The organism is Microbacterium sp. CIAB417, from assembly GCF_022788845.1.
This window is the reverse complement of record NZ_JAHZUT010000015.1, coordinates 11,137-33,130: the sequence shown is the minus strand read 5'-3', so window position 1 is coordinate 33,130 and position 21,994 is coordinate 11,137. Positions and strand designations below refer to the sequence as shown.

The 21,994-nt window shown below is 70.7% G+C and carries 18 protein-coding genes; 6 read left to right on the top strand and 12 right to left on the bottom strand.

Annotated elements, in window-relative coordinates; translation table 11 throughout:
- Nucleotides 1–7 precede the first annotated feature (7 nt).
- The gene (locus KYX17_RS30480; protein ID WP_243233317.1) at nucleotides 8–229 is read left to right on the top strand and encodes a hypothetical protein; all 222 of its coding nucleotides are present in this window, start codon (nucleotides 8–10) and stop codon (nucleotides 227–229) included.
- A 6-nt stretch (nucleotides 230–235) separates the two neighbouring features.
- Here the strand turns inward: KYX17_RS30480 and KYX17_RS30475 are convergent, their stop codons facing one another.
- The 6 genes from KYX17_RS30475 to KYX17_RS30450 form a co-directional block, all read right to left on the bottom strand.
- Entirely contained in the window at nucleotides 236–979 is a 744-nt protein-coding gene (locus KYX17_RS30475) for a phosphotransferase (protein WP_243233316.1), read from the bottom strand.
- 9 nt (nucleotides 980–988) lie between these two features.
- Entirely contained in the window at nucleotides 989–2,461 is a 1,473-nt protein-coding gene (locus KYX17_RS30470; protein WP_243233314.1) for an HNH endonuclease signature motif containing protein, read from the bottom strand.
- A gap of 90 nt (nucleotides 2,462–2,551) precedes the next feature.
- Entirely contained in the window at nucleotides 2,552–4,354 is a 1,803-nt protein-coding gene (locus tag KYX17_RS30465; protein WP_243233312.1) for a thioredoxin domain-containing protein, read from the bottom strand.
- A 116-nt stretch (nucleotides 4,355–4,470) separates the two neighbouring features.
- Nucleotides 4,471–5,307, bottom strand: coding sequence for an aldo/keto reductase (locus KYX17_RS30460; RefSeq protein WP_243233310.1), 837 nt, complete (start codon nucleotides 5,305–5,307; stop codon nucleotides 4,471–4,473).
- Nucleotides 5,308–5,361: 54 nt separating this feature from the next.
- A complete protein-coding gene (locus tag KYX17_RS30455; protein WP_243233308.1) occupies nucleotides 5,362–5,652 on the bottom strand; it encodes a transcriptional regulator in 291 nt (96 codons plus the stop codon).
- Nucleotides 5,649–6,299: a hypothetical protein gene (locus KYX17_RS30450; RefSeq protein WP_243233307.1), complete on the bottom strand. Its 651-nt coding sequence runs from the start codon at nucleotides 6,297–6,299 to the stop codon at nucleotides 5,649–5,651. Before KYX17_RS30450 ends, KYX17_RS30455 begins: the two co-directional genes overlap by 4 nt.
- Here KYX17_RS30450 and hrpA point away from each other — a divergent pair.
- From hrpA to KYX17_RS30425, 5 genes are all read left to right on the top strand, one after another.
- The gene (gene hrpA / locus KYX17_RS30445) at nucleotides 6,199–10,650 is read left to right on the top strand and encodes an ATP-dependent RNA helicase HrpA (RefSeq protein WP_374209007.1); all 4,452 of its coding nucleotides are present in this window, start codon (nucleotides 6,199–6,201) and stop codon (nucleotides 10,648–10,650) included. The two genes, KYX17_RS30450 and hrpA, sit on opposite strands and share 101 nt — an antisense overlap.
- Nucleotides 10,651–10,659: 9 nt before the next feature.
- Complete coding sequence (locus KYX17_RS30440) at nucleotides 10,660–11,604, top strand: NADP-dependent oxidoreductase (protein WP_243233304.1); 945 nt, start codon at nucleotides 10,660–10,662, stop codon at nucleotides 11,602–11,604.
- A 70-nt stretch (nucleotides 11,605–11,674) separates the two neighbouring features.
- Nucleotides 11,675–12,991 (top strand): O-acetylhomoserine aminocarboxypropyltransferase/cysteine synthase family protein, encoded by a 1,317-nt coding sequence (locus KYX17_RS30435; protein ID WP_243233303.1) that lies wholly within the window; start codon nucleotides 11,675–11,677, stop codon nucleotides 12,989–12,991.
- A gap of 60 nt (nucleotides 12,992–13,051) precedes the next feature.
- Entirely contained in the window at nucleotides 13,052–14,035 is a 984-nt protein-coding gene (locus KYX17_RS30430; protein WP_243233302.1) for a Gfo/Idh/MocA family protein, read from the top strand.
- A 4-nt stretch (nucleotides 14,036–14,039) separates the two neighbouring features.
- A complete protein-coding gene (locus KYX17_RS30425; RefSeq protein ID WP_243233301.1) occupies nucleotides 14,040–14,996 on the top strand; it encodes an NYN domain-containing protein in 957 nt (318 codons plus the stop codon).
- A gap of 27 nt (nucleotides 14,997–15,023) precedes the next feature.
- On the opposite strand, the gene KYX17_RS30420 is transcribed toward KYX17_RS30425, so the two are convergent.
- The 6 genes from KYX17_RS30420 to KYX17_RS30395 form a co-directional block, all read right to left on the bottom strand.
- A complete protein-coding gene (locus KYX17_RS30420; protein WP_243233300.1) occupies nucleotides 15,024–15,878 on the bottom strand; it encodes a sugar phosphate isomerase/epimerase in 855 nt (284 codons plus the stop codon).
- Nucleotides 15,879–15,943: 65 nt separating this feature from the next.
- Nucleotides 15,944–17,152 carry a substrate-binding domain-containing protein gene (locus KYX17_RS30415; RefSeq protein WP_243233299.1) on the bottom strand — a complete coding sequence of 403 codons (1,209 nt, stop codon included), beginning with the start codon at nucleotides 17,150–17,152 and terminating at the stop codon, nucleotides 15,944–15,946.
- Nucleotides 17,152–18,231: an ABC transporter permease gene (locus tag KYX17_RS30410; protein ID WP_243233298.1), complete on the bottom strand. Its 1,080-nt coding sequence runs from the start codon at nucleotides 18,229–18,231 to the stop codon at nucleotides 17,152–17,154. The genes KYX17_RS30415 and KYX17_RS30410 overlap by 1 nt, the downstream gene beginning before the upstream one ends.
- Nucleotides 18,228–19,307, bottom strand: coding sequence for an ABC transporter permease (locus KYX17_RS30405; protein ID WP_243233296.1), 1,080 nt, complete (start codon nucleotides 19,305–19,307; stop codon nucleotides 18,228–18,230). The genes KYX17_RS30410 and KYX17_RS30405 overlap by 4 nt, the downstream gene beginning before the upstream one ends.
- The gene (locus KYX17_RS30400) at nucleotides 19,304–20,830 is read right to left on the bottom strand and encodes a sugar ABC transporter ATP-binding protein (RefSeq protein WP_243233290.1); all 1,527 of its coding nucleotides are present in this window, start codon (nucleotides 20,828–20,830) and stop codon (nucleotides 19,304–19,306) included. Before KYX17_RS30400 ends, KYX17_RS30405 begins: the two co-directional genes overlap by 4 nt.
- Nucleotides 20,827–21,936: a Gfo/Idh/MocA family protein gene (locus KYX17_RS30395; RefSeq protein ID WP_243233288.1), complete on the bottom strand. Its 1,110-nt coding sequence runs from the start codon at nucleotides 21,934–21,936 to the stop codon at nucleotides 20,827–20,829. Before KYX17_RS30395 ends, KYX17_RS30400 begins: the two co-directional genes overlap by 4 nt.
- Nucleotides 21,937–21,994 lie beyond the last annotated feature (58 nt).

Here is a 21,994-nt window from a genome sequence, read left to right as displayed (position 1 = left end):
TCGTCGGATGACTCCCGCTCCGAACGGCTTCGCGTACGTCGTCCACGGCCAGGACGTCGTGATCACGCACCACGGCGCACGCGCCGGAGTCCTGCGCGGCGCGAAGGCTACTGCCTTCCTGGATGCGGTGGACGAGACCGACCTGCAACTGCTCATGGCGAAGGCGACCGGGAACTACCGTCACGGCAATGAGCGCACGGCGAAGAGGCATCCGCGCAACCAGGGGTGAGCGGGTTCACCCCCGCTCCGCCCGCGCTCGCAGGCGCGCTGCGTCCCTTTCGTACATCGCGGCGTGTCCGTCCAACTCGGGCCGCGTCTGCGCGCGACGGCGGGAGTCCTCGGCCAGGGCATCCAACCGCGTCGCCATCATCAGCCAGAGCTCCTGTGCGCTCGCGTCCGAGCCGTACGCCGACAGGAGCAGTTCCCGGCGCCGCTCCTCTGCGTCGAGGACGTGCACGGGCGCACCGGCATCCTCGACGTACGGGACCAGGCGGTAGGCGAGATACGCGAGATCCCAGAGCCGCGGCCCCGGGGAGGCGGTGTCGAAGTCGATGACGCCGACGAGCCGGTGTCGGTCGAAGATCAGGTTGTAGGGCGCGAAGTCGTTGTGACAGACCACCTCGACGGGTTCCCTGACGGGGCTGCGCCATCCCGTCCCGATGCGCGCAAGTCCGGCGCTCGCGTCGTGGATGCGGCGCAGCAGGCGCGCCGAATCCATCAGGATCGCGTCATCCCACAACCACTCGGGCAGCGGATAGTGCGCGGCTTCGCCCGGGAGGTACGAGAGTCGCTCACGGCCGTCCGGTGCTATGCCGAGGGCGCGTGGCGTCTCGGAGATCCCTGACCGCTCGAGCGCACGAAGAAGCGCGTGCACGTTCGCCGTCCATGCCCCGGCCGGTCGCCGCACCTCGGCACCCGCGCGCACGACGGCGTTCATGTTGCCGCCGGCGAGCACGGTCTCGCTCGCGCCCTCGATCATCCCCCGATGCTACGCGGGTGCGCGGGCGGGATGGCGCCTGCGATGCGGCGACCGGGCGCGGTGCCAGTGCTGATGCGGATCCCACCAGGCGGGGCCGCGGACCTCGGGGACACCGCGATTCATCCGGATCGTCCATTCGGTCAGGTGCAGGCTGCGATGATGCCACCAGCACAGCAGCACGCCGTTGTCCGTATGCGTCGGACCGCCGTCGGCATGCTCGCGCACATGGTGCACCTCGCACCATGTCGCCGGCACCGTGCATCCAGGGATGATGCACCCGCCGTCGCGGACCGTGATCGCCCGCCGTTGCAGCGCGTTGAAGATACGCGCGCTGGTCCCGATGGACGCGATGCGTCCGCTCTCGTCGAACAGCACCCGCTGGATCCCGCCCGCACATCCGGTGCGGAACGCGCTGGACAGCGGCACCGGGGCTCCGGTGTTCAGGACCGTTCCCCACCCGCTCCCCCGGGCCAGATCCTCCGCGGTCGCCGTGACGACCAGAGTCGGCGCGGCTCCCCCGACATGAGGGAGAGCGTCAGCCGCGGCGGCGACATCGAGGATCGTCGCGAAGGCGTCGTGCAGCTTCTGCGCCCGCGTGCGATCGTCGACGAACAGGATGTCTTCGGGGGCGTGGTCGAACGAGAGGTCCTCGTCGTCGCTCGGCTCGAAGCGCACGCCGTCCGCCCCGACGGCCGCACCCGGGACGTCGGCCCGAGGACCGAGGACGCTGTCCAGCAGCAGCATCAGCTGCGCGGCCACCTCGGGCAGGACGCTTCCCCGCAGGGCGTGACAGCCGTCGCGCAGCCTCCCGATCGAGAGGAACCGCGAGCGAGCGGCTTCCTGCGCCGAGGGCTCCGCGCCGTCCGGATCCAGGTAGGCGACGATCACCCGCGCGTACGTCTCCAGGTCCTCGGGCAGCGCCGCGGGGCGGGGGACGGTGTCCGTGTCCCGCTCGTCCGGATCGAGCCCGCACGCCAGAGCGGCGAGCTGCTCGTCCGCCGCCAGCCGGTCGTCGTCGGCGATTCTTCGGACGGCATGCTCCAGCGGGCCCGTCGCCGCCAGCAGTCCGCTCACTCCGACCGCTCCGGTCGTGAGCGCTGTGCGCATCGCCGGGTACGACGGGGGCAGGAACTCGCCGTCGCTGATGCCGCGGATCCGGTTCACCAGGCGTGATGCCTTCACCAGCCGCGACGCCGCTCGCGTGTCGGATCCGGTCAGCAGCCGCACCAGATCGACCGGACGCGAGCATCCGTACGCCGCGGTCATCTTCTCGTCGCGGCACCCCTCGGACCGGGTGCGGATGACATCCGCCGCCTCGACCTGCAGCCCCTCGACCCGACGCTGGATGCGCCCCGTGATCGTCAGCAGTTCGGCGACCTCGGCATCGGGCAGTCCCTGGATCTCATCCGTCGAGAACGCGTCGCGCGCCGCGGCGTCCAGCGTCTCTTCGAGACTCCGGAGCCGAGCGACGATGCTGTCCATGCCTCTGATTCAACACCGGGCCTCCGACATCCGAACATCGATTCCGCCGCCGTCCTCGACCCGATCGCACCCCTCGTCGGATGCCCGTCCTCAGCGTCGCGGGACGAGAGCGACAGGATCCTCCGTCGGCAGGCGGCAGACGAAGGATCGGCAGTCGTACGCGACGTTCTCCGCCTGCGCCTTCCCCTCGAAGAGCTCGAATCCGGCATCCGCGAACGCCTGCGCCTCGGCCTGCGTGACCACGGCGACGACGTCGGCGTCCGTGGCGCGGGCCGCCGATGCGAGCGGGGACTGGGCATCCGCCGTCACGACGACCACCTGCCTCGGCGGGTCGGCGAGCCCGGCGGCGACGAGGAGCAGACTCCCGTGCCCGAACGGATGCCGCAGCGCGGCCTCGCCGTGCCGCCGGACCCGCTCGACGGCCGCTTCCCGGTACCGTTCCCCTGCGCCGAGCAGCCACGCCGAGAGCGCGGCGCGGGCGACCGCGGCGATCCCTGACGGAAGATCGCCATCCGTCTGATCCGGCGCCGGAGCGATCCCCTGCGCGCTCAGCACCGGGTCGCGCTCCGCCCCGTCGTCGAGGATCCCGTCGAGCAGCGAGCGCGCCGTGACCGCCCACGACGCCGTCCCGGTCGCGAGAGCGAGTGCGAAGAGCCCGTCGGCGAACAGGCCGACATCGGATGCGGTCGCGACCGCGGGTGACGCCATCCCGTCCAGCGACGTGCGCACCAGACGTCCGGACGCATCGCGGTTCGTCTCCAGCACGAACCCGGCGGCGTGCGCGGCGGCATCCACCCAGGCGGGATCGCCGAGCGCGACGCCGGCCCTGGCGAGGGCTCCGACGGCCAGCCCGTTCCATCCGGTGATGACCTTGCCGTCGACCGCCGGCGGCTCGAGGCCGGCGCGGTCCACGAGAGGCCGGAGGTAGAACCCGCCCTCGCTGCGTTCTCCGTCGATCCAGGATTCCGAGTCCTGCGCGGCCCCGAATCCGCCGTCCTCACGACGCAGCACGTCGAGCAGGAAGGACGCGATGCCCCGGGCGATCTCTACCTCGCCCTCGCGCACGGCGACGTCCAGCAGCTGGGCGTTGTCGGTCAGCATCCGCTCGTAGTGGGGCACGGTCCAGTCGCGCTGCGTGGCGTAGCGGAAGAACCCGCCGTCGAGATCCCGCAGAGCGGATGACGACATCGCGGTCAGGGCACGCGAAGCGGATGCCGCGGCATCCGGTGCGTGCGCGCGCACCGGGCGGGACTGCAGGAAGCCGAGCGTCGTCGCGACGGGGAACTTCGGCGCGCCGCCGAACCCTCCGAACGAACGATCCTCCTGGGCCGCGATCGACCTGGCCGCCGCGGCGAGGTCCTCGACCGAGGGCAGATCCACGGGGGCGGACTCGGATGCCTCGGCGAGTGCGCGGGCGACGGCATCCGCGGTCTCGAAGACCTGCGCGTGACGGAGCATCCACGCCTCCCGCACGGCGGCCAGCACGTCACGGAATGCCGGCAGGGGGCCGCGTGCCTCGGGCGGCCAGTAGGTGCCCGCGAAGAAGGCGCGTCCGTCCGGGGTCGTGAACACGGTCAGCGGCCAACCCAGGTTCTGCGTGAACGCGGAGGCTGCGGCCATGTAGGCGCCGTCGACGTCCGGATGCTCCTCGCGATCGACCTTGACGGCGACGAAATCGCGGTTCATGATCTCCGCGGTCTGCGGATCCGAGAACGACTCCCGCGCCATCACATGGCACCAGTGGCACGTGGAGTACCCGATCGAGATCAGGACCGGCACGCCGCGCCGCCGCGCCTCGGCGAACGCCTCCGCACCCCAGGGCCGCCAGTCCACCGGATTGTCCGCATGCGCGCGCAGGTACGGGCTCAGGGTCGCGGCGAGCCGGTTCGTCATGGTCCCCACGCTACGCCCGCGGGGCGCCGGACGGGTGCGGGATCAGCCCGTGAGCGCCGAACGCGAGGACGCCCCGCGTCGCACGGAGCGACACGGGGCGTCCAGGAGCCGACGACTCAGTTGAACTCGTTGGGGTGCGTGCCCACGCGCCCGGACCCGTCCTGCGGGTCGAGTGCGTCGATCGCGGCGATCTCAGCGTCGGTGAGCGTGAAGTCGAAGACGTCGATGTTCTCGCGCAGGCGCTCGGCGTGCACCGACTTCGGGAAGACGATGAAGTCCTTCTGCAGGTGCCAGCGGAGCACCACCTGCGCCGGGGACTTGCCGTGCGCGGCTGCGGCCTCCGCGACAGCCGGCGTCCCGAACAGGTCGTACTTGCCCTGCCCCAGCGGACCCCAGGACTCGATGCGGATCCCCTTGTCGGCGGCCCATGCGGTGACCTCGCGCTGCTGATAAGCGGGGTGCAGCTCGATCTGGTCCACGGCAGGGACCACCTGGGTCGCCGCGACGATGCGCTCCAGGTGCGGCACGAGGAAGTTCGAGACACCGATGCTGGTGGCGAGCCCCTTCTCGCGGATCTCGATCAGCTTCTCCCACGCGTGGACGTAGTTCTCCTTCGCCGGAGTCGGCCAGTGCACGAGATACAGGTCGACCCGGTCGAGACCGAGCTTCTCAAGGCTCTCGGCGATCGCCGCATGCGGGTCGTCGCCGTCGTGGCGGTCGTTCCACAGCTTCGTCGTCACGAAGAGCTCGCCGCGCGGGATGCCGCTGGACGCGATCGCCGCACCGACTCCTTCCTCGTTGCCGTAGATCGCGGCGGTGTCGATGTGGCGATAGCCGACCTCGAGCGCCTCGGAGACCGCGCGCTCGGTGTCGGCCGGATCGACCTTGAAGACGCCGTAGCCGAGCTGGGGGATCGTGTGGCCGTCGTTGAGGGAAAGCGTGGGAATGGTCATGAACCAAGCCTAGAACCGGTCGACCGGTTCGGCACGGATCATCTGTGATCCCGATCAGCCGCCCAGCACCTGGCGGAGCGCGGCCGTGTAGTCCTCGAACGCGCGCCGGCCGTGCACGGACAGTGACACGTAGGTGACAGGGGTGCGTCCGCGATGCGCCTTCTCCACGACGACGTATCCGGCGTCCTCGAGCTTGCGCAGGTGCGTCGAGAGGTTGCCGGCCGTCATGTCGAGAAGCTCCTGCAACCGAGGGAACGTGATGCTCTCGTCGGCCGCGAGCGTCGCCAGCGCCGCGGTGATCCGCAGACGCGCAGTGGCGTGGATGACGGGGTCGAGGTCGGTCATGAGGCATCACCTCCGCCGACGCGACGCCGAGCGCGCTCGGTCCAGACGAAGGTCCAGACGGCTCCGGCGAGGAACCCGCCGCCGCCCGCGATCGCGAAGACGAGGAAGTGCGCGGGTGCGCCCGCGAACGGTGCGACCGCGCTCACGAGGATCGCCCAGGCGCCGAGGACGACCATCGGAACGGCGCGCCAGAGCGCGCCACCGACGAAGTACATCAGTCCCGCGAAGAACACGTATGCCGACGGATAGAGGATGCCGAGCAGCTCGGGTTCCATACCGTTCGCGACCATGCCCTGCGCGATCGCGAAGATCGCGATGCCGCCGACCCACCAGGCCTGTCCGTACACGGCCCCGACGAACGCGGCGTCCTTCCCGGTGCGCACGCCCCGGTTGGAGCGGATGCCCAGGACCACCGACACCGCGCCAGCGGCGAGGAACAGGACCACGCAGACCGGTGCGGCGACCGCCATCGGGATCGACACCGGGCCCGCCTCGAGCCACAGCACGAGGAACCCGCCCAGCCAGGCGACGGCCCACGCCAGCAGGATGTACGGCACGAAGACCCCCATCCGTCCGTTCACGCTGCGCTGCTGGTCGCGCGCGAGCGCGAGCATGTCAGCCGGATCCGGTTCTGTTCCGTGGATCATGTCAGGCTCCGTTCTGAGTGAGGAGGGACGGCGTCGTCCGTTGACTTTGTACTGCAAAGTCGTTTGTCAGTCAAGACACAAGCGCGGACGAGTCCCTCGCGGCGTCGTACGATGGAGGGCTATGTCTTCCCCCGTGATCTCCTACCCCCCGGAGCTGCCCGTCAGCGCGGCCAGGGGCGAGATCGCCGACGCCATCCGCGAGCATCAGGTCGTCATCGTCGCCGGCGCGACAGGTTCGGGGAAGACGACCCAGCTGCCCAAGATCTGCCTGGAGCTGGGGCGCACCGACATCGCGCACACGCAGCCGCGACGCCTCGCCGCGCGGACCATCGCCGAACGGGTCGCCGAGGAGCTGCAGGTCGAGCTCGGCGGACTCGTCGGATACAAGGTGCGGTTCACGGATCAGGTCTCGGACGCCACGCAGATCGCCCTGATGACGGACGGCATCCTGCTCAACGAGATCCATCGCGATCGCCTGCTGCGCCGCTACGACACGATCATCATCGACGAGGCACACGAGCGCTCGCTCAACGTCGACTTCCTGCTCGGCTATCTCACCCGGATCCTCCCCGAGCGGCCCGACCTCAAGGTCATCATCACCTCGGCGACCATCGATCCGGAGAGCTTCGCCCGGCACTTCGCCGCAGCGGACGGCACCCCCGCGCCGATCATCGAGGTCTCCGGACGGACGTTCCCGGTCGAGATCCGGTACCGGCCGCTGATCGACGAGAACGCGGATGCCGAGACGGACCGGGAGCCGGCCGACGAGGTGTCCGCGATCGTCGGCGCCCTGGCCGAGCTCGACCGCGAGGCGCCGGGCGACGTCCTCGTGTTCCTCCCGGGCGAGGCCGAGATCCGGGACGCCGCGGACGCCGTGCGCGCCGCGACCGCCGCGGACCGCGCGCCCACCGAGGTCCTCCCCCTGTACGGCCGGCTGTCCGGGGCCGAACAGCACCGCGTGTTCGAGCGCAGCCGCGTCCCTGGTCTGCGCCGCCGCGTGATCCTCGCGACCAACGTCGCCGAGACCAGCCTCACGGTGCCCGGCATCAAGTACGTCATCGACGCGGGAACAGCGCGCATCTCGCGCTACAGCAGCCGTTCGAAGGTGCAGCGCCTGCCCATCGAACCCATCTCGCAGGCCTCCGCGAATCAGCGCTCCGGGCGCGCGGGACGAACGAGCGAGGGCATCGCGATCCGGCTGTACGGGCAGGAGGACTTTGACCGGCGTCCGGAGTTCACGGAACCGGAGATCCTGCGCACCTCGCTCGCCTCGGTCGTGCTGCAGATGCTCTCGCTCGGGTTCGGCGACATCACCGCCTTCCCCTTCCTCACGCCGCCGGACTCGCGGGGCATCAAGGCCGCCTTCGACCTGCTCACCGAGCTCGGCGCGGTGTCGCTCGCGGGCGAGACGCCGAAGCTCACCCGGGTCGGACGGGACATCTCGCGCATGCCGATCGATCCGCGGTTCGCCCGGATGCTGATCGAGGCGCACCGGACCGGCGTCGTGGCGGAGGTGCTCCCCATCGTCGCGGGGCTGTCGATCCAGGACGTCCGCGAGCGTCCCTCGCAGGATGCCCCTCAGGGCATACGCGACGAGGCCGACCGGATGCACGCGCGCTTCGCCGACCCGACGAGCGACTTCCTGGCGATCCTGAACCTGTGGAACCACCTGCGGGAGCAGCAGCGGGAGCTCGGATCGAGCGCGTTCCGACGGATGTGCCGCAGCGAGCACCTCAACTATGTGCGCGTGCGGGAATGGTTCGACGTGCACCGCCAGCTGCGCACGCTCGTTCCGGCTTCCTCTCGCCCGTCGAGCGAGCGCACCTCCCCCCGTTCGCTGAGCGAGCGCACCTCCCCCCGTTCGTTGAGGGAGCGCTCCTCCCCCCGTTCGTTGAGCGAGCGCTCCTCCCCCCGTTCGTTGAGCGAGCGCTCCTCCCCCCGTTCGTTGAGCGAGCGCTCCTCCCCCCGTTCGTTGAGCGAGCGGAGCGAGTCGAAACGCGGTCGCGACGAGGAACGCGTCCCGCCCCGGTCGGATCCGCCGTCCTCGGACACCGAGCGAAGCGAGTCCACGCGGGACGACCGAGGGGCCGCCGATCCGGACGCCGTGCACCGGGCGCTGCTGGCCGGGCTGCTCTCGCAGATCGGCATCCTGGACGAACGCACCACCGCGGCGAAGGGCCAGCGCAAGACCCCGGCGAAGGACGCGAAACGGCGCGTCACCGAGTACCGCGGCGCGCGCGGCATCCGCTTCTCGATCTTCCCCGGGTCCGCCCTGCGCAAGAAGAGTCCGCGTGCCGTGATGGCGGCCGAGGTCGTGGAGACCTCCCGCACGTTCGCGCGCACGGTCGCGGCGATCGATCCCGCCTGGGCCGAATCCCTGGCCGGCGATCTCGCCAAGCGGCAGGTCTCGGAGCCGCACTGGTCGAAGGACGCCGGTGCCGCCGTGGCCTTCGAGAAGGTCATCCTGTTCGGCGTCGAGATCATCCCGCGCCGGCGCGTGCAGTTCGCGCGCATCGACCGCGCGGCGGCCCGGGAGCTGTTCGTGCGTCATGCCCTCGTCGAGGGCGAATGGGACCCGAACCGGATCGACAAGCGCGTCAGCGCGTTCTGGCGCAGCAACGGCGAGCTGCGCCGGAGGCTCGAGAAGCTCGAGGAGCGCGAGCGCCGCCGGGACATCCTCGCCGGAGACGAGGCGGTCTTCCGCTTCTACGACGAGCGCATCCCGTCCGATGTCTTCGACGTGCGCTCCTTCGAGCGGTGGTGGCGCGAAGCGCTTCAGAAGACGCCGAAACTGCTCGTCATGCGCGAGAGCGATCTGATCGATGACGACAGTCGTGCGGATCAGAGCGAGTTCCCCACTCGCTGGGCGCAGGGCGATCAGGTCCTGGGTCTCGCCTACCGGTTCGAACCCGGCGCGCCGGACGACGGCGTCAGCGTGGTCGTCCCGCTGGCGCTGCTGGCCCAGATCGAGGATCGCGGCTTCGACTGGCAGGTCCCAGGTCTGCGCGCCGAGCTCGTGACGGCGCTGCTGCGCGCTCTGCCGAAGGCGATCCGACGGCACGTGGTCCCCGCCGCCGACTGGGCGGAGAGATTCGGCGCCGAACTCGCCGCCGACGGTCCGGAGCACCATGCGGGCCTGCCGCCGCGATCGCTCAAGGAGTCGCTGGCGAAACTCATCCAGCCGCTCGCGAATCAGCCGGTCTCGGCATCCGACTTCGACGACGAGCGTGTCCCTGGGCACCTCCGGATGAACTTCCGCGCGGTCGACGAACGCGGGCGGGTCGCGGGATCCGCACGCGACCTCACGCGCCTGCAGGACGAGCTGTCCGATCGCGCCAGGGAGAGCGTCGCGCGCTCGATCGCTCGGCCGCCTGCCGGACGGGAAGCCCGCCCGGAGACCGCGGTCGCGGCGGCGCTGCGCCAGGCCAGGGACGGCCAGGACACCGCGTCAGGTCATCGGGCGACCGGGGCCACCGCCTTCAGCGCGCAGGACGGGCTGACCGCCTGGACGTTCGGAGAGCTGCCGCAGGTGCTGGACACGCGCGTCGCCGGCGGCGTCGTCCGCGGATACCCCGCGATCGTGGATGCCGGCAAGACGGTCTCCGTGCGCGTCGAGGCGACCGCGGAGGCCGCCGAGAAGGCGACGCGCGACGGCATCCTCCGCCTGGTGCTGCTGAACGTGCCGTCACCGGCGTCGTACGTCCAGGAGCACTTGACCAGCCAGGAGAAGCTCGCTCTCGCGGCATCCCCGTACCAGAACGCCGCCGCGCTGATCGAGGATGCCAGAGCGGCCGTCGTCCGCGCGATGATCGATGACGCGGCTCCCGGAGGGATCGTCCGCGACGAGCCCGGCTTCACGCGCGTGCGCGACACCGTCAGCGCAGGTCTCGTCGATCGGCTGTTCGCGTGCGTGTCGCTCGTCGCGAAGATCCTGGCCAAGGCGCGGGAGGTCGAGCGCGGGATCAAGGCGCAGAACTCGCTCGCGCTGCTCGCTCCCCTGAACGACATCCGCACGCAGCTGGCCGGGCTCGTCCACCCCGGCTTCATCTCCGCCACCGGCGCGGAGCGCCTCGTCCACCTGCCGCGGTACCTCGACGGGATGCTCGAGCGCCTGAACACCCTCGCCAACGAACCGGGCAAGGACCGCGCGCGACTCAGCGAATACGAGCGGATGGCGAAGGCGTTCGAGGATGCCGGAGGCACCATCCCGCTCCCGGCCGACGCACCGCCCGCACTCCTCGAGACCCGCTGGCTGCTCGAGGAGTACCGGATCAGCGTGTTCGCGCAGCGCCTCGGCACCGCCCAGCCGGTCTCGCCGCAGCGGATCCAGAAGGTGCTGACCGGCCGCTAGCCTGGGTTCATGGCACGCGCGATCGTCTACACCGAAATCGGCACCCCCGACGTCCTGCAGCTGGTGGAGATCCCGGTCCCCGTCCCGGAACCCGGACAGGTCGTCGTCCGGATCGAGGCGGCGGGCGTGAATCCCCTCGACGCCAAGCTGCGGCGCGGCGCGCGACCCGGACCGCCGATCACCGAGCCCCGGCGCGTCGGATTCGACGGGGCCGGCGTCATCGAATCGCTCGGCGACGGAGTGACCGGGCTCGCGGTGGGCGACCGCGTCGCCATCCGCGACACGGTCGGCACGTACGCCACGCACCTGGCGGTGCCCGTCGATCACCTGTCCCTGCTGCCCGACGCGGTGACGGCAGACGAGGGCGCGAGCCTCGGCATCCCGATCGGCACGGCCTACCAGTGCCTGCGCTCGCTCGGAGTCGGCCCCGAGGACACCCTGCTCGTGCACGCCGGATCCGGAGCGGTCGGGCAGGCGGCGATCCAGTTCGCGGTGTCCTGGGGCGCCCGCGTCATCGCCACCGCCAGCCCCGCTCGTCACGCCCAGCTGCGCGAACTCGGCGCCGTTCCGGTCGCATACGGCGACGGCCTCGCGGATCGGGTCCGCGAGGCGGCGCCCGAGGGCGTGACCGTGGCGCTGGACTGCATCGGGACGGACGAGGCGATCGACGTGTCGAAGCAGCTCGTCGCGGATCACGAACGCATCGCGACCATCGTCCGCGGCCCCGACGCCGCGGAGCTCGGCATCCGCGCCTTCAGTGGCGGCTCCCCTCAGCCGCTCACGGAGCAGGAGCGCGCCTGGCGCGCCGAAGCCGTGCCGCTGGCGATCGCGAAGCTCGCGGCCGGCGACTTCCAGATCGAGCTCGGCCCCGAGCTCCCGCTCGCCGAGGCATCCCGCGCGCACGAGCTGATCGAGCAGCACGCCGCCCGCGGCAAGATCGTCCTGGTCCCCTGACCTCGCGACCACGGCTGCAACACTTCGACACAGGCACGCGCGGCGTGATCGCGGTCAGGACAATGGACGGATGACCGCATCCGCCGAGCCCGGCTCGACCGCCTTCGCCACCCGCCAGATCCAGGCCGGGTACGTTCCCGGCACGCCGCAGAACAGCGCCGTTCCGCCGATCTATCAGACGGCGGCGTACCAGTTCGCCTCGCTCGCGGATGCCGCCGACCTGTTCGCGCTGCGTCAGGCCGGCAACCTGTACAGCCGCAACGCCAGTCCCACGCAGCAGGTGCTCGAGGAGCGCGTCGCCGCTCTCGAGGGAGGCGTCTCGGCGGTCGCCGTCGCCTCGGGACAGGCCGCCGTCGCCGTGACCCTGCTCGCTCTCGCCGGGCGAGGCGGCCACATCGTCGCAGCGAACCAGCTGTACGGAGGCACGGTCGATCTCCTCCAGGACACCTTCGACGACTTCGGCATCCCGGTCACCTTCGTCGACCAGGACGACGCCGATGCGTGGCGCACCGCGATCCGACCCGAGACGCGAGCGCTGTTCGCGGAGTCGGTCGCCAATCCGATCGCCCAGGTGCTCGACATCCGCCTCGTCGCCGACATCGCGCACTCCGCCGGAGTGCCGCTGGTGATCGACAACACCGTCGGCACGCCGTTCCTCGTGCGTCCAGGTGAGCACGGTGCGGACTTCGTCGTGCACTCCGCGACGAAGTTCCTCTCCGGCCACGGCACCTCGCTCGGCGGTGTGGCCGTCGACCAGGGGACGTTCGACTTCGGCGCCGAACCCGAGCGCTGGCCGCAGTTCACCGGCCCCTACCCGCGCTTCGGCGACCTCGTGCTGTGGGAGCGCTTCGGCATCGGGTTCGCGTTCGCGGCACTGGTGAAGTCGAAGTACGTGCACGATCTGGGCCCGTCGCTGTCCCCGTTCAACGCCTGGCAGATCCTGCAGGGCATCGAGACCCTAGATCTGCGCGTCTCGCGCCAGAGCGCGAGCGCGCTGGCAGTCGCCGAGCACCTCGCGCAGCATCCCCGGGTCGCGGCCGTCCACCACCCCGGCCTCGCCGGCAACCCGTGGCACGGACTCGCCGGGCGGTATCTGCCCCGGGGCGTGCCCTCGGTGTTCTCGTTCGATCTCACCGGCCCCGAGGATGCCGGGACGCAGGAGCGCGTGGCGCAGGTCATCGATTCCCTGAACGTCATCCGGCTCGTCGCGAACATCGGCGACGCGCGCAGCATGGTCGCGCACCCGGCGTCCATGACGCACTCGCACCTCAGCCCCGCCCAGCGTGCGGCGGCCGGGATCTCCCTAAACACGATCCGCTTCTCCGCCGGCCTGGAGGACCCGGCCGACCTGATCGCCGACCTCGATCAGGCCCTCGCCCGCCTCTGACATCCGGGAACGGGGAGGCCGGTTCGGAGCGGCGGCGGAGCCGCCCGCTACGCTGAGAGCATGACTGGTCTTCGCTGGGGAATCCTCGCCACCGGCGGCATCGCCGCCGCGTTCGCCTCCGATCTGCGCACCGCGGGTCTCGACCTCGTCGCCGTCGGATCGCGCTCGCAGGCGTCCGCGGACGCGTTCGCGGCACGTTTCGACATCCCTCGCGCGCACGGCTCGTACGAGGCGCTGGCCGCGGACCCGGACGTGGACATCATCTACGTCGCCACACCCCATCCGATGCATCATGCCGACGCCCGCCTGGCGCTCGAGAACGGCAAGCACGCGCTCGTCGAGAAGGCGTTCACGGTGAACCGCGCCGAGGCCGAGGACCTGCAGCGCCTCGCCCAGGAGAATGGTCTGCTCGTCATGGAGGCGATGTGGACCCGGTATCTCCCGCACATGATCCGCATCCGCGAGCTGATCGCAGAGGGAGCGCTCGGCGAGATCCGGGCGGTCACCGCCGATCACACCCAGCTGATCACCGCGGATCCGGCGCACCGCCTGAACGCCCTCGAGCTGGGCGGCGGCGCGCTGCTGGATCTCGGCATCTACCCGATCTCCTTCATCTGGGACATCCTCGGCGCCCCCGAGACCGTCAAGGCGGTCGCCCGTCTCGGAGACACCGGCGCGGATGCCGAGGTGGCCACGGTCATGACGCACGCGGGAGGTGCGGTGTCCACGAGCCTGTCGTCGTCCCGCGCCGCGGGCCCCAACGCGGCATCCGTCATCGGCACGGAGGCGCGGATCGACATCGACCGGGTCTGGTACACGCCGACCTCCTTCCGCCTCGTCGGTCCCGACGGCACGGTGCGCGAGAGCTACTCCTCCGAGGTCGACGGACGGGGAATGCAGTATCAGGCGCTGGCGGCCGAGCGCCTCGTGAGCAGCGGAACGCTCGCGGGCGACGTCCTGCCGATCGCCGAGAGCGCCGCCATCATGGGCACGCTCGACGAGATCCGCGCCCAGATCGGCGTGCGGTACCCGAGCGAGGGGTGAGGACATGGCCGACACGCAGGACACCCGCGTCGCCGTCTACCTGGACTTCGACAACATCGTCATCTCCTGGTACGACCGCGTGCACGGCAGGAACGCCTACGGCAAGGACCGCCAGCGCATCACCGAGAACCCGGACGACCCGGAGGTCGCCGACCGCCTCAAGCGAGCCATGATCGAGGTGGGCGCCATCATCGACTACGCCGCCTCGTTCGGCACGCTCGTCCTCACCCGCGCGTACGCGGACTGGTCTTCGCCCGTCAACGCCGAATACCGCTCTCAGCTCGTCGCGCGGGCGGTCGATCTCGTGCAGCTGTTCCCGGCGGCCGCGTACGCCAAGAACGGCGCCGACATCCGCCTCGCCGTGGATGCCGTGGAGGACATGTTCCGCCTGCCCGACCTCACGCACGTCGTGATCGTGGCCGGCGACAGCGACTACGTGCCGCTCGCTCAGCGGTGCAAGCGGCTGGGCCGCTACGTCATCGGCGTCGGCGTCGCCGGCTCCACCGCCAAGTCGCTGGCCGCCGCGTGCGACGAGTTCGAGTCGTACGACTCCCTGCCGGGCGTGGCTCGGCCCGCCGCGAAGACGCCGGCCGTGCAGCCCGAGCCCGTCATCGCGGAACCGGATCCGGCGGCAGAGGCGCCCGCGAAGACCAAGACGCCCACCCGTTCGCGCGCCAAGAAGGCCGCAAAGGCCCCCGAGCCGGAGGCGCCCGCGCTGACCGAGCAGGAGGAGGCGACGCAGCTGCTGGAGCGCGCGCTGCGCCTCGGGCACGACAAGGCGGATGCCGACGAGTGGCTGCACAGTTCGGCCGTCAAGACGCACATGCGGCGCATGGACCCGTCGTTCAGCGAGAAGGCGCTGGGATACCGCTCGTTCTCGGACTTCCTGAAGTCCCGGGACGACATCGCCGAGCTCGAGGAGACCGGGCACGAGCGGCTGGTCCGCCTGCGCGAGCGCTGACGCAGGGCGCCGACGCCGCACCGGAGGTCACGCCGCGCCGAGCTCCCTCAAGGCCTGGATGCTCCGCTCGGCGAGGGCGTCCTGCGACGGCGCGAGCGGACGCCACACGGACGCGGCGACCGCGATGGTCGCGTTCTCGCCCGTGAAGCTCTCCAGTCCCAGGACGCCCTCGTAATCGGCATCGTCCAGCGCACGAAGGATCCCGGGCCAGTCGGTGTGATCGTCGCCGACGGCTCCGCGGTCGCTGCCGCAGACCTGCACGTGCGCGATGGCGGATCCCGCGCTTCGGATCGCGTCGGCCGGTTTCTTCTCCTCGATGTTCAGGTGATAGGTGTCCAGCGCGAGGCCCACCCCCTCCCCGAGCAGCGGCCCGAGGACGTCGAGGGCCTGCTCGACCGTGTTCAGGATGCTCGTCTCGTACCGGTTCAGCGGTTCGATCGCGAGCGTCTTCCCCGACGCCGCGGCCGCGTCCGCGAGGGGTGCGAGGTTCTCGCGCAGCTCCGCGACGACGCGGGCGCGCTCGGCGCCGTCCATCCGCCAGGTGACGCCGGTCGGCGCATAGAACGGTCCCGCCAGCACCGGCGCTCCGAGGACGGCGGCGGCACGGACGCATGCGGACAGGTAGTCCTGGGTCGCCGCGACATCCCCCGCCCGCGAGACCAGCGAGCGGCCGGGGCCCATGGCCCCGATGACGACGGCGCCGAGCCCGAGCCCGTCGAGCACGTCCCTCGCGCGGGCGGGATCCCAGTCGTCCGGGTTCTCCAGGGGCAGCTCCAGCGCGGTGTAGCCGAGCGCCGCCGCCTTGCGGGCCAGCGGTTCGAGCGAAGCGTCGGTGAGCGGAGACGTCCACACCCAGGTGTTGACCGCGATCGTGCGCAGCATCCGATGTCCTTCCGCACGCGGGCGACCGGAGGAGGATCCCCGGTCGCCCGTGTGCTGATCGTTCCCTACGGGATGACCCGCTCCTGCCACACCTGCGGGTAGCCCGGCAGGTTCTCCCCGCCGAACTTCGCGTAGTGGCCGTCGGGCATACCCTCGTTCGCCGCGAGATACTCGTCCAGCTCGGCAGCCGTGATCGGGCTCTGCGGCAGGATCCACTCCTTCGGCACCTCCTCGCCGGCGAAGATCTTCTGCGCGGCGAGCAGCGGCGTGCGCCACTGGAAGTTGGAGTACACCGGGGCGAGCCCCGTGAGTCCGGTCTCCTTCCACTTGCGCAGGAAGCTCATCTCGTCCTCACCCGTCATGACGGGGTAGTCGACTCCGGCGTCCTCGAAGGCCTCGATCGCGGCGACCGCTCCGTCTCCGGCATCCATCCAGATGCCGTCGACATCGCCCTTGGCCAGCTCGTCGCTGATGATGTTCTTGATCTCCGCCGGGTCCGCGCCGGTGAAGTGATCGACGGCCTCGATGCCCGCCTCGTCGAAGAGCTTCTTGGCTCCCGCCCAGCGCTGTTCGAGGACGTCGACGCCCGGGAGGATCCGCAGACCCACGACCTTGTCGCCCTCCTCGAGGTTGTCGATGAGGAACTCGGCGGTGTCGATGCCCCACGCGAATCCGCCGATCGGATGGATGAAGGTGACCGGGCAGTCCGTGTTCACGCCGCGGTCGAACACGATCACCGGCTTGCCCGTCTCGCAGGCGCGTTCGACGGCCGGGGTCATGGCCGCGGTGCTGTTGGGCGAGATGAGGAAGACGTCGCAGTCCCCCTCGGCGATGAAGTAGTCGATGTCGGCGATCTGGGTGTCATCGGAGTCCTGCGCATCGCGGGTCTCCATCTCGCTGATCGCGCCGGCCTCCTGGAGCACCTTGAGCTGCTCGTTCATCGTGATCCAGCCGGTCTGGCGCCACGGGTTCGAGATCGACGCGTTCGCGAAGCAGGCCTTCTTGGGCCCTTCGCTCGCGAACTCGGAGGTGTCGACCATCTCGGCGTTGATGTACTGCAGGTACGGCTCGTCCTCCGGGCCCTCCGGGACGACGTCGCGCTCGGCGTCCTGCTTGTCGAACAGCTCCTGGTCGAACCACTCGGTGGTCTCGCTCGACGGCTCCGTCTCCTCGGACTCGGGCGGCGCCACGGACGGGTCGGTCGTGCACCCGGCCAGCGCGATGAGTCCGAAGACGGCCACCGCTGCGGTGGCGATCTTCCTTGATCGTCGCATTACTGAACTCCTCTGGTTTCTGTGGAACCCTCGGATGCGAGGGCGGATGGTGCGGGCGGTTGAGCGGGTCCGCCCTGTGGCGGCTCCTGCTCCTTCCCCGGATCGGGGGAAGATCTCGCAGCGCGCCTGCGGCTGCGGAACGACACGGCGGAGTACGCCACGGCGGCGATGATGATGACGCCCTGGACGGCGTCCCGGAGCGTGGACGGGACCCCGGCGATGTTCAGCAGCAGGAACAGGGCCTCCAGCACGAACGCGCCGGCCACCGCCGAGACGATCCAGCCACGGCCTCCGCCCAGGACCACACCGCCGAGCACGACCGCGGTGATCGCGATGAACTCGTAACCCGTGCCGACGGACGGATGCACCCCCGCGTAGCCCACCAGCAGCACGGCGGACAGTGACGCGGAGAGCGCCGAGATGACGAACGCCTGGATGGTGTCCCACGACCGCCGCGCTCCCGCGTAGTCCACGGACCGGGCGTTGTCGCCGATCGCGATGAGGAGCTTGCCCAGCGGACGCCGCGTGACCCAGATGCCCAGGGCGAGCCAGGCCGCGAGGATCAGGACCGACCACGGGATGAAGTCCAGCAACGGGACGTCGCGGATTCCTCCGCGCCCGATCTCGCGGAAGCTGTCCGCGGGATTTCCGGTCGCCGCTCCCCCGGTCCACCATTTGACCCCGCCGAGCAGCGCCAGCATCATGCCCAGCGTCACGATGAACGAGGGCACCTTGAGCAGCGTCGTCAAGATGCCGTTGACCAGACCGACCACGACGCCGAAGACGAGCATGAGCCCGAGCACCGGCAGCGTGCGGGCGTCGTCCTGGCCGACGAGGTTGCCGGCGATGATGACCTGCGCCGTGATGAGCGATCCCTGCGACAGATCGAACTCCCCGGCGATGATCACGAAGTACTGCCCGATCGCGACGATGGCGATCGGCGCGACCCGCTGGATGAACCGCATCAGTTGGCCGGGCTCGGCGAAGTTCGGGTTGAGCACCATGACCGCGACCAGCAGGATCACGAGCAGAAGGAACACGGCCCCCTGGGGGCTGACGAGTGCGCGCAGCGCCTTCATGCCCGGCCTCCGTCCGCCGGCTCGGCGTTCTCGAGGTCGGCCGCCGCCGCGGCCATCGCGGGCTCCGCAGCCCGTGCCGCGTCGTCCCCTCCGGTCCTCGTCCCGCCCGGCCCGAAGCGCGGCCGGCGCCGCACGATCGCGCGGCGGCTGTAGACCGCGACGGCCGCGACGATGACGACACCTCGGACGACGTCCTTGAGGAACGGGTTCACCTGCATGACGCTCATGACGTTGTCGACGACCGCCAGGATCGCGACGCCTCCGATCGTGCCCCAGATCGAACCGCGCCCGCCCAGCAGCAGCGTGCCGCCCAGGACCACCGCCGCGATCGAGAGCAGCGCGTACCCGCCCTGCTGCCCCACGGTGGGACTTCCCACTCCGAGCCTGCTGGCCAGCAGGAGCCCGGCGAGTCCCGCGAACACCGAGCACAGCACATGCGCGGCGATGAGCGGCGGTCGCGTGCGGACGCCGGACAGGCGGGCGATCTCGGGATCGCCGCCGACCGCGAAGAGGTGCGCGCCGGTGCGCGTGCGATCGAGCAGGAACCAGACGAGGACGGCGAGCGCGATCATGATGATCGTCGACACCGGCACGGGACCGAGACCCGTCGCCCCGATCAGCTGGAACTCCCACGGCACGGCGCCCGCCGAGCCCTCGAAGTTCGTGTTCAGCACGCCCTGCAGGATGAGCCCGACTCCGAGGGTCGCGATGAAGCCGTTGACCCTCAGCACGGTGACGATCAGCCCGATGACCAGGCCGATGCCCGCGCACACGAGCAGCGTCACCGCGACGGCGGCCGGGATGTTCGCGGGGTTGCCCGCCATGATCGTGGCCGCGAGGAGGCTCGACAGGCTGATCACGTAGGTCACGGACAGGTCCAGGGACGCCCCCAGCACCACCAGCGTCTGGCCGATCGCGACGAGTCCCAGCACGCTCATCCCGGTGAGGATGTCGCGGATGTTGCCGGCGCTGAGGAAGTTGCGACCGACCGTGGACACCAGCACGGCTCCCACGATGAGCGTCAGGACCAGGATGCCGAGGACGATCATCGTGGAATCGATGCGCACGCGCTTCATCGCGTCTCCCCCTCCGCGTCGGAATCGGCTGGGCGGCTCGCCCCGGTGGCGGCGGCGAGCACCTCGTGCTCCGCCGCGCCGCCCGCGAGCTCGGCCACGAGCTCGCCGTCGTGCATCACGAGGATCCGATCGCTCATGCCGATGACCTCCGGCAGCTCGCTGGACACCATGAGCACCGACTTCCCCTGCGCGGCGAGTTCGCGCATGAGCTGATACACCGCGTACTTCGCCCCCACGTCGATGCCGCGCGTCGGCTCGTCGAACAGCACGATCTGCGGTTCCGTCAGGAGCCACTTCGCCAGCACGACCTTCTGCTGGTTGCCGCCGGACAGGAAGCGCGTCTCCTGATCCAGACCACGGGAGCTGATCTCCAGCGCGCTGAGGATGCCCGGGACCTGGCGTCGCGCGGCGGCGGTCCGGCCGGCGAACACGCTGCGGATCACCAGCAGCGCGTTGTCGAGCACGGACTGCCCCAGGGCGAGCCCCTGCGCCTTGCGGTCCTCCGAGACGAGCGCGAGGCCGGCCCGGACCGCCGCGCGGGCGCTGCGGATCTGAACCGGCGCCCCGTCGACGCGCAGCGAGCCGCGGGCGAAGGCCTGGACGCCGAAGATCCCCTCGACGAGCTCGGTACGGCCGGAGCCCTGGAGACCGGCGACCCCGAGGATCTCTCCGGCTCGCAGCACGAGCGACACCCCGTCGACGAATGCGTTGCCGCAACCGTCGAGCTCGAGCCTCGGTCCGCCGGTGACGGTTCCCTCCGAGCGATCCGGGAAGTACGACTGGATGGACCGGCCGACCATCCGGCGCACGAGCTCGTCCGTGGTGAGGTCGGCGGCGTCGTCGGTCGACACGCGTACGCCGTCCTTGAGGATGGTGATCCGATCGCACAGATCGAAGATCTCCTTCAGTCGGTGCGACACATAGATCACCGCCACTCCGCGAGCGGTGAGGCGGTGGATGATCGCGTAGAGCAGCTCCACCTCGCGGTCGCTCAGTGCCGCGGTCGGCTCGTCCATCGAGATGACCCTGGCCTCGAAGGACAGCGCCTTCACGATCTCGACGATCTGCTGCTCCGCCACCGTGAGCGAGGCCACGCGCGCCCGCGGATCGATGAACGCGACGCCGAGGTCGTCGAGCAGGGCGCCGGTGCGCTTGATCATCGCCTTCTGGTCGACGAACCCGAACCGTCGCGGCTCGCGTCCGAGGTACACGTTCTGCGCCACCGTGCGCTCCGGCAGGAGCGTGAACTCCTGGAACACCGTGACGATCCCGGCATCCATCGCCTGGCGGGGGTGCGTGTGGTGCACCTCGGCGCCCTGGTACTCGATCACACCGCCGTCCGGCGACTGCACGCCCGCGATGATCTTCATCAGCGTCGACTTGCCGGCGCCGTTCTCGCCGACGAGCCCGTGGACCTCGCCGGGGCGGACGTCGAAGTCGATGTCGGACAGGACGCGGACCCCGAAGAACGACTTCCCGACGCCGCGCACGGTCAGGACCGGCTCGGCCTGCTCCGTGGTCATGCCGCCACCTCCGTCCATCGTCCGCCGTCGGCGGCGGACGCGAGGACGGCCTCGGTCAGCTCCGCGGCCCGCAGCCCGTCCGCGAACGTCGGCAGCCCCTCCGGCTCGCCGCCGGCCACGGCGCTGTGCACGTCCGCCATGAAGGCGTCGAACGCGTCCTGATAGCCCATCGGATGCCCGGCAGGAAGCCGCTGGAGCCGCGCGGAGTCCGAGGACGAGACTCCCGGGTCGCGCAGGAGCATCCGCGATTCGCGTCGCGAACCGAGCCAGAGCTCCTCCGGTCGCTCCTGTGCAAAACGCATCGTCTCGCGGGATCCGTGCAGCTCGATCGTCAGGGCGTTCTTGCGACCCGCCGCGGTCTGGGAGACCAGGAGCGTGCCGATCGCCCCGGAGGCGGTCTCCACCAGCAGCGCCGCGATGTCCTCGGTGTCGACGGGGTGCCCGGCGCGTTCGCCGAACACCGTCCGCGTCCGTGCAGTCAGCGCGGCGATCCGATCCCCCGTGACGAACTCGACGAGGTCGCACAAGTGGGATCCGATGTCGGCGAACGCCCGCGACGGACCGCCGAGGGCGCCCCGCGTGCGCCAGTCGTCGTCCTCGGGGAGGAGCATCCAGTCCTGCAGATAGGAGCAGTCCAGGCTCAGCAGGTCGCCCAGTTCCCCGCTGCGGACCCGCGCCCTCGCCTCGCGGACCATCGGGTGGTAGCGGTAGACGAACGGGACGGCCGCGACGCGTCCGGCCTGGTCCGCGAGCGCCACCAGCTCCCGCGCATCCGCCGCGGATGTCGCCAGCGGCTTCTCGCACACCACGTGCTTTCCGGCCCGCAGCGCTTCGGTCGCGAGAGGGACATGCGACGCGTTCGGCGTGCAGACGTGCACGATGTCGATGTCCGCGGAGGAGATCAGCTCCGAGGCGTCCGAGGCCGCGCGGGCGGCCCCGAGCGCTGCGGAGGCTCGCACCGAACCGTCCGGATCCGTCGTCGCCACGGCGATCAGCGCTCCCCCGGCCGCGCGGGTCGCGTCGCGGTGCACACGGGCCATGAAGCCCCCGCCGAGGATGCCGGCGCGGATCGTCCCGATGCCGGAGTCGATGACATCCGTTGTCATGGTCCGGAGTCTGACACAGCCGCGAGACTTTTGCTAGATGTTTGTCAAAAGTCTCGAG